The following is a 9062-nucleotide window of genomic DNA, read 5'->3' on the forward strand; positions in this document are numbered from 1 at the left end:
CTCTATTCTTTTAATAGGAGTATATTCAATTCTATTTGCATTTCAGTATTATAATAATCCAGATAAATTTTACTTTATAAATAGTCAAAGAGTAAATTATTTAATTTTATTTATTGAAACACTAATGACTTTGTACATTATATTTTTATGTACAAAATATAAGAAAATGTTTATTGGATTATTATCACTAGTTCAATGGATTATAATGTTGTGTATTGAGGTAAGTAGTGATAAAACAAAGCTTATTTTAGATTATCATATATTTATAGATAAGTTATCAATTATAATGGTACTAATTATAGCTATAGTTGGTGGCTCCATATGTATTTATGCAATATCTTATATGGAGGATTTTCATAGATTAAAGAAAGAAGTAAAAGATAGAAGAAAAGTATTCTTTGCAACTATATTTATATTCTTTTCAGGAATGTTTGGAATAGTGTTATCAAATGATTTAATTTGGATATATTTTTTTTGGGAGGTAACAACACTTTGTTCATTTCTACTTATTGGATATACACAAACTAAAGAAGCAATTAATAACTCATTTATATCTTTATTGATGAATTCTATAGGGGGAGTATGTTTTGCTATTGCAGTTGCAATATTAATAAAACAATTTAATATATATGAGTTGAAAACGTTGTCTAATACTGTAGCTATGAATAGTAGTTTAATATTGGCAATTTCTTTAATAGCAATTGCAGCATTGTCAAAGGCAGCACAATTACCTTTTTCAAAATGGCTTTTAGGAGCAATGGTAGCACCAACGCCAACATCAGCATTATTACATTCATCTACTATGGTTAAAGCAGGAGTATATTTATTAATAAGAATATCTCCAGTATTATCAGGAAATATTTCAGGAGAAATGGTTACTTTAGTTGGAGGATTAACATTTTTAGTAATGTCACTTATAGCTATTAGCCAAAGTGATGCAAAGAAGATTTTAGCATATTCAACAATGTCAAACTTAGGACTTATAGTAGCTTGTGCAGGAATAGGAACTTATGAATCAATTTGGGCAGCTATTTTATTATTAATTTTTCACTCTGTATCTAAATCTCTTATGTTTTTATCAGTTGGGGCAACGGAACATATTATTGGCAGCAGAGATATTGAAGATATGCATGGATTAATAATAAGATTACCAGAAATGGCATTAATGATGGCAATTGGTATTGCAGGAATGTTCTTAGCTCCATTTGGGATGCTAATATCAAAATGGGCTGCATTAAAAGCTTTTGTTGATTCTAGACATGTAATAATAGTTCTTGCATTAGCTTATGGTAGTGCAGCAACATTATTTTATTGGACAAAGTGGCTTGGTAAATTAACAGCAATAAGGCATAAATGGGAACGTCAAAAGTGTACAGTTAAGAGGTGTGAATGGGAAGCACTAATTTTACAAGCTATTATTACAATATCATTATGTGTTTTATATCCTATAGTTTCAAAGGTATTAATAATACCATTTATTTCAGAAATGTTTAATATTACAGAGGTTAATTTAATTTCTAATATAAATCAAACATTATTAACAATAATGCTAGGAGTAATAATTATTTTACCATTTGGAATGAGATTTTTTACAAGCAGAGGGGAAAATATTGTTCCTGTATATATGTCAGGAATTAATAGTGGAGATGATAAAAATTTCTACAGTGCATATGGAGAGAAAAAGAATATGTATTTATCTAGCTGGTATATGGAAAATGTTTTTGGTGAGAAAAAGCTATTACCAATAGGAATTTATATATCATTAATCTTAATTATTGGATTCTTTACTTATACAATAGGAGGTGTTTTGTAATGAAATGGATTATAGGTATAATTTATATAATTATTGCTCCTATTTTAGGTGGATTAATTCAAGGAATAGATATAAAAATAAGTGCAAAAATGCAAGGTAGAAAAGGACCTTCTATAGTGCAACCTTTTTATGATGTACAGAAGCTATTTAAAAAAGAAGTTGCAGTTGTAAATAGAGCAGAAAAATTTTTCTTAGTTTTCTATTTGATATTTATGATATTTACAGGAGTTATTTTCTTTAGCGGAGGAGATATCCTATTAGTAACCTTTGCATTTACATTAACTAGTATTTTTTTAGTAATAGGAGCATACTCCACAAATTCACCTTATAGCACAATAGGTGCAGAAAGAGAACTTTTGCAAATGATGGCATATGAACCAATGATTTTATTAACTTCAATAGGATTTTATTTAGCAAAGGGAACATTTAATGTTGGAGAAATAATTACAGGAAAATTACCACCAATAGTATATTTACCAGGAGTATTTATAGGATTTATATTCATCCTTACAATTAAATTTAGAAAGTCTCCTTTTGACTTAAGTTCATCACATCATGCTCATCAAGAAATAGTTAAAGGGGTTACAACTGAATTTGCAGGTCCAACATTAGGATTAGTAGAAATAGCAGAGTGGTATGAAAACGTGTTGTTATATGGCTTTGTGTATATTTTCTTTAGATATAATAATATATCAAGTATATTACTTGCAATAGTTATGTGCTTAGCAGTTTATTTTTTACAAATATTAATTGACAATACTTTCTCTAGAGTTAAATGGCAGCAATTATTAGAAAGTTCATGGATAATAAGTGGAACTATAGGATTTACTAATATAGTAATTCTTTCTTTATTATAAATTAGAGAGGGGGAAGAATAAATGACAGCATTTAATAAGTCACCTTGGATAATACATTATGATGGGTCAAGTTGTAATGGATGTGATATAGAGGTTTTAGCAACCTTAAGCCCTTTATATGATGCTGAAAGGTTTGGGGTTATTAATACGGGAAATCCAAAGCATGCTGATATTTTAATAATAACTGGAGCTGTTAATGATAAAAATTCAGAAGTAATAAAGCAAATTTATGATCAGATGGCAAATCCAAAGGCTGTAATGGCAGTTGGAATTTGTGCTTGTTCAGGAGGAATTTTTAAAGATTGCTATAACATTATTGGTGGAATAAATAAAATTTTGCCTGTAGATGTATATGTACCCGGATGTGCAGCTAGGCCAGAGTCTATAATAGATGGAATTATTAAAGCTGTAGGGGTTTTAGAAGAAAAGTATAAGGCAATGAAAGAGTGTAATGGGGAGAAGGTAAAAGGATGATGGAAAGTCTATATGAAGATAAGGAAATAGATTTAAAGGAATTAATAACTATAGCATATGAAGTAAAAAGAAAGGGTTATAGATTAATACAGATATGTTGTACTAGCTTAAAGGAAAGATATATTCTAAATTATTCTTTTGCAAAAAATTATGATTTTACCAATTATAAAATACAAGTAGATATAAATGATGATATTCCTAGTATAAGTGGTATATATAAATATGCATATTTATATGAAAATGAAATGAAGGACCTCTTTGGGATTAATATAAGCAATATAGATATTGATTTTAAAGGACATTTATATGATTTAGGAAAGAAAACTCCTTATAAAATTAATATAAGTGATAAAAAGGATGGAGAAAAACAATGAGTAATAGAAGTATAATACCATTTGGTCCACAGCATCCAGTACTTCCAGAGCCAATACATCTTGATTTAGTATTAGAGGATGAAAAAGTTGTAGAAGTAATTCCAACTATTGGATTTGTTCATAGGGGACTTGAAAAGTTAGTAGAAAAAAAGGATTTTCAAGAGTATGTTTTTGTTGCAGAAAGAATTTGTGGTATATGTAGCTTTATACATGGAATGGGGTATAGTCAAGCTGTTGAAAAGATTATGGATATTAAAATTCCAGAAAGAGCAGAATACTTAAGGGTATTATGGGCAGAATTATCAAGGATTCATAGTCATGTATTATGGCTTGGATTATTAAGTGATGCCTTTGGATTTGAAAGTCTTTTTATGCAGTGCTTTAGAATTAGAGAAAAGGTACTTAATATATTTGAAATGACAACTGGCGGAAGAGTTATTTTTTCAGTATGTAAGGTTGGCGGTGTAAGAAAAGATATAAATTTAGAAAAACAAAAGGTAATATTAAATATATTAAAGGAAGTTGAGAAAGAGTTAAAAGAAATTGAGGTAGTATTTTTTGATGATTTATCTGTAAAGAAAAGGCTTGTGGGAGTAGGTATATTATCAAAAGAAGAGGCTTATGAATTAGGCTGCGTAGGACCTATGGCAAGAGCTAGTGGAATAGATTATGATGCTAGGAACTTAGGATACAGTGCATATAAGGGTATAGAGTTTAAAACAATTATAGATAATAAAGGAGATTCTTACAGCAGATGTGTAGTAAGATTTAAAGAAATTTTTGAGTCAATTAATATAATTAGACAGGTAATTGACAGAATACCAGATGGAGAAATAAGTATAAAGGTTAATGGAAATCCAAATGGAGAATATTTTACAAGACTTGAGCAGCCAAGAGGTGAAGTTATATATCATATTAAAGGAAATGGAACTAAGTTTTTAGAGAGAATGAGAGTTAGAACCCCAACTTTTGCAAATATGCCAGCGTTATTTAAAATTTTGCAAGGTTGCGATTTAGCGGATGTTCCTATTTTAATACTAACTATAGATCCTTGTATAAGCTGTACTGAGCGTTAATTTTGTTAGGAGGTTAAGGGTATGAGTGTAATGAAATTTACAAAAACAATAATAAAAAATTTATTATCGCCAAGTGTAACAACATCATATCCAAAAGAAAAAAAGGAAAGTTATGAGTTAACTAGAGGTCATATAGAAGTAAATATTGAAAATTGCGTATATTGTGGGTTATGTTCAAGAAAATGTCCTACAGGAGCTATAATTGTTAATAGAGAAAGTAATGATTGGGAAATAGATAGGTTAAAGTGTATTCAATGCGGATACTGTGTTGAAAGCTGTCCAAAGAAATGTATTGAAATGAAAAATGAATATACTAAACCAACAAAAGGCGAAAAAGTTGATAGTTATTTTAATAAAAGTTAAAATTTATTAATAAGAAAATTTATACATTTTGTTTTAAGTTAAATAATGGTAGAATATAGTTATATAATAAAAACAATGATTTTAGGAGGGGTACTAATGTCTATATTAAAAAGATTTACTGATATAATGTCATCTAATATTAATGCCTTATTAGATAAGGCTGAAGATCCGATTAAAATGATAGATCAATTAATGAGAAATTTAAATGATGATTTAAATAAGGTTAAAGCAGAGACAGCATCTGTTATGGCTGAAGAAACAAGGGCTAAAAGAGAGGCTAATGAATGTCAAAGTGATGTAAATAAAATGTTAGATTATGCAAAGAGAGCTGTAGAGGCAGGAAATGATGATGATGCAAGACAATTCTTGTCAAAGAAAGCAGCATTGACAGAAAAATTAACCGCTCTTAATACTAAATATGAAGCAGCAAGGGTTAACTCAGAAAAAATGAAGCAAATGTATAATAAATTAACATTACAAATAGAAGAACTTAATGAAAGAAGAGCAACTATTAAAGCAAAGGTAGCTACAGCAAAAATGCAAGAAAGAATAAATAAAATGGGTTCTTCAGTTAATAATTCTAAATCAAGCTTAGATTCCTTCAGCAGAATGGAAGAAAAGGCTAACAGAATGCTAGATGAAGCTAATGCTATGGCTGAGTTAAATTCTAAGCCAAGTGATGGATTAGATGATTTAATGAGCAAATATGATAGTAAAAATTCTTCAGTAGAAGATGAGTTAGCAGCTTTAAAGGGAAATAGCAATAGTGCAATTGATGATGAATTAGCAAGATTAAAGGCTGATAAATAATACAAGTGATAAATTTCAGGAGGAAGTATAATGGGTTTATTTGGTAACCAATTATTAGACGTAATTGAATGGAATGAAACGAGAAATGACGTTATTTTTTGGAAGTGGAAAAATGATGAGATAAAGAAAAATAGCAGACTTATTATAAGACCAGGTCAAGATGCTATATTTATGCATAATGGAAAGGTTGAAGGAGTTTTTACTGAAGATGGTAATTACGAAATTGAAACAGAAATAATACCATTTTTATCAACACTTAAAGGATTTAAATTTGGATTTAAATCAGGACTTAAGGCTGAAGTTTTATTTATAAATACTAAAGAATTTTTAGTGAAATGGGGAACTAAAAGTCCAATAAATATTCAAGCTCCAGGAATGCCAGGAGGAATGCCAATAAGAGCTTTTGGTTCCTTTAATGTTAAAATAAGTGACCATATGGTTTTAATTGATAAGATTGCAGGAATTAAGAGTCAATTCACAGTAGATGATGTTAAACAAAGAGCTTTAGCTGTAGTTGACCAGCTTTTAATGAAGTGGATTGTTAGAGAAGGAAAGGATATGTTTAACTTACAAGCAAATTCTTTTGAAATAGCTAAAGGAATAAAAACAGATTTAGATATGGAAATGATTAAGATAGGTTTAACTGTAACATCATTAAATATTGAAAACTTTAGCTATCCTGATTCTGTACAAAATATGATTAATAAAAATGCTGCATATGGAATGGTTGGCAATGTAGGTCATTATCAAAATGTAGCCATGATGGAATCTATGGAGAAAAATCCTAATAGTAGTATGGCTAATATGGCTCAAGCTGGTATGGGAATGCAAATGGGAATGAATATGATGAATGAAATGAAGAAAAATATGGAGTCAACTTCATCATCAAATATCAATAAAAAAGTTTGTAAAAATTGTGGTGAAGACCTAGGTGAAAACTCAAAGTTCTGTAGTAAATGTGGAACGAAGGTTGGAATTTCTGAAAATACAGAAAAGAAAAAGAAGTTCTGTACTGAATGTGGTGCATTAATTAAAGATGATTCAAAGTTCTGTAGTGAATGTGGAGCAAAGATAAAATAATGGAATTAAAATAGCGGGGAGAGTAGAACGGGTTTTGCAAAAATAAACTTAGTACTCTCCAAACTATTAGATTAAATATAATGTGCAAAATTAAATTTTTAGTTTTGTACATTAAAAATAAGAAGTTGATATTCAATTATTGTTTTTTTATGAGTGTTATTAATCAAATAATAATTCATATCTATTTCGGCCTTGTTTCTTAGCTTTATAAAGTGCCGTATCAGCTTTATTTATTAAGTTATATATATTTTGATTTGAAAATTTAGTAGTATATACACCAATGCTTATTGTTAAGATATTACTTATTTCAGAATACTTGTGTTCTATATTCTTATTTTTAAGATTGGTCTGTATTTTTTGAGCAATAGCTTCAATATCATTAGGAGATATATCAGATAGAATTAATACCATTTCTTCTCCACCGTATCTAATAGAAATATCACTTTTTCTAACACTACTCTTTAAGACGTTTGCAACTTCTTTTATTATTTTATCGCCTTCGATATGTCCATAGTTATCATTATATTTTTTAAAATAATCAATATCAATAATAATAACTGAAATTAGTTTGTTTAATAGGTTTTTCTTGTTTTTAATCATATAATAATCTAAATATTTCCTATTATTTAATCCTGTCATAGAATCAGTAAAGTTTGAGTTGCGTAATTTTTTTACTAATATAGTTTTACTTAAGACTATAATCAATAATATAATTAAAGTAAAAAGCATAATTAATATATTAAATTTATAGTTTTGTGATTTTTGTTTTAATAAGTTATTTTCATACCAATTAACCATGTATTTTATATAATCTTTTTTAAAAATTTGTGTATTAAAATGTATTTGATTAATATATAATTCATTATATTTAATATAGTTGTTTAAATCTTGTTTATCTCTGTATATTTCGCTGATTTGTTTATAAATCTGGTCTTCTAATCCTAATCCTTTATTAATGGATTGTATTAATAAATCGTTATACAGTGGTAATGATTTATCATATAATTTTTGTTCTTTATACCATTGAGCATAAGTTAAATTGATGAATATGTCTTTATTTAAGGAAAACTCAACCGTATCTTCTTCTAATAATTTTTTTGCATTTATAAGATGTTCTTCTGCTTTTTCAAAATTATGTTCATATGTATTAGTTAATGCAAGTATATTATGATAAAGTATTTCAATATCATCTTTAACACCTGGATAAATATACGGATATAAATTATTTAATTCGGTGACCAATTCAGCAGCAGCTTTATACTCTGATAATTCAATATAAGCTTGACATTTGTTAATTATGGTAAAGCTTTTAGTTAATGCATCTATTTTTTTATCAGATAAAGTAATATTTAAGGACTTATCATAATAGTCGATAGCATTTTCATATTCATTTAAAATAAAATTAATATCTCCAATAGCTGTTAGTAATTTAGTTTTATAATAATTTTTATTGGGCATGGAAGGTGTTGAATTTATAATATTTATAGCATCTAGATAATTATACATAGAATCTGAATACTTATAAACTAAACTGTATAACTGGCCAATATTAGCAGTCAATCTAACTATACTTTCATCAGTTAATCCATTTGTGTTATTTAAATAAGAGTTTAATAGAGAAATACTTTCTTGTATTTGTTTTTCATTATTTAGCAATACACTTATAGTTCGCCATATTAAAGTTACATCATTTTTGTAAAAATCTTTTTCAGATATGTAATTTAATGCAGTTTCACAGTTTTTTATTAAAGAATCATATTTATTTTCTTTTTGAAGTGATTCATTTAATAATATGTAAGTATAAATTTTTATAAATGGTAAGTCTGAATGGGCAATGTTTTTTGAAGCTAAATCTAAATTTTCGATAGCTTCTTTATAATTATTATTAATATAATCTAGAAAACCATTTATAAAATAATATTCGCTATCATGGTCCTTATTTGATAGATACTGATTAATCTTTTCAATTTTTTCTGTACTAAGGTTTTGTTTTTCAATTGCTTCCTTAATATATGTAATTATATTTTCATGATTAAGTGTATAATTTTGTTTTGAGAACTCATTAGTATATGTTGAAAAAATAAATAAAATTAATAAGATAGATATAAGTAGAATATTATTTGTCATAAATTTTTTTATACATTTAAGTTTCAAATTAGGGCTCCTTTCATTTTACTATTAATGTGTATTTTAGGTAATTAAATCCTAAAACATC

At 27.4% G+C, this 9062-nt stretch carries 9 protein-coding genes; 8 read left to right on the forward strand and 1 reads right to left on the reverse strand.

Going from position 1 to position 9062, the window contains the following annotated elements; all coding sequences use genetic code 11:
• From I4V51_RS19900 to I4V51_RS19935, 8 genes are all read left to right on the forward strand, one after another.
• Positions 1 to 1813: proton-conducting transporter membrane subunit (locus I4V51_RS19900; RefSeq protein WP_195990182.1), on the forward strand; the 1813-nt coding region annotated here is incomplete at its 5' end.
• Positions 1813 to 2670 (forward strand): complex I subunit 1 family protein, encoded by an 858-nt coding sequence (locus I4V51_RS19905; protein ID WP_195990183.1) that lies wholly within the window; start codon positions 1813 to 1815, stop codon positions 2668 to 2670. The genes I4V51_RS19900 and I4V51_RS19905, both read left to right, overlap by 1 nt.
• Before the next feature lie 21 nt (positions 2671 to 2691).
• Entirely contained in the window at positions 2692 to 3144 is a 453-nt protein-coding gene (gene nuoB, locus I4V51_RS19910) for an NADH-quinone oxidoreductase subunit NuoB (RefSeq protein ID WP_195990184.1), read from the forward strand.
• The gene (locus tag I4V51_RS19915) at positions 3141 to 3518 is read left to right on the forward strand and encodes an NADH-quinone oxidoreductase subunit C (protein WP_195990185.1); all 378 of its coding nucleotides are present in this window, start codon (positions 3141 to 3143) and stop codon (positions 3516 to 3518) included. The genes nuoB and I4V51_RS19915 overlap by 4 nt, the downstream gene beginning before the upstream one ends.
• Positions 3515 to 4594 (forward strand): nickel-dependent hydrogenase large subunit, encoded by a 1080-nt coding sequence (locus tag I4V51_RS19920; RefSeq protein WP_195990186.1) that lies wholly within the window; start codon positions 3515 to 3517, stop codon positions 4592 to 4594. Before I4V51_RS19915 ends, I4V51_RS19920 begins: the two co-directional genes overlap by 4 nt.
• A gap of 21 nt (positions 4595 to 4615) precedes the next feature.
• Complete coding sequence (locus tag I4V51_RS19925; protein ID WP_243281582.1) at positions 4616 to 4957, forward strand: 4Fe-4S binding protein; 342 nt, start codon at positions 4616 to 4618, stop codon at positions 4955 to 4957.
• A 96-nt stretch (positions 4958 to 5053) separates the two neighbouring features.
• Positions 5054 to 5767 (forward strand): PspA/IM30 family protein, encoded by a 714-nt coding sequence (locus I4V51_RS19930; RefSeq protein ID WP_195990187.1) that lies wholly within the window; start codon positions 5054 to 5056, stop codon positions 5765 to 5767.
• Positions 5768 to 5797: 30 nt separating this feature from the next.
• Positions 5798 to 6847 (forward strand): SPFH domain-containing protein, encoded by a 1050-nt coding sequence (locus tag I4V51_RS19935; protein ID WP_195990188.1) that lies wholly within the window; start codon positions 5798 to 5800, stop codon positions 6845 to 6847.
• A 159-nt stretch (positions 6848 to 7006) separates the two neighbouring features.
• Here the strand turns inward: I4V51_RS19935 and I4V51_RS19940 are convergent, their stop codons facing one another.
• Positions 7007 to 9001, reverse strand: a complete 1995-nt coding sequence (locus I4V51_RS19940; RefSeq protein WP_195990189.1) for a GGDEF domain-containing protein — start codon at positions 8999 to 9001, stop codon at positions 7007 to 7009.
• Positions 9002 to 9062: the final 61 nt, after the last annotated feature.

Origin of the sequence: Clostridium sp. D53t1_180928_C8, assembly GCF_015667795.1 — a bacterium.
Lineage (GTDB): Bacteria > Bacillota > Clostridia > Clostridiales > Clostridiaceae > Clostridium.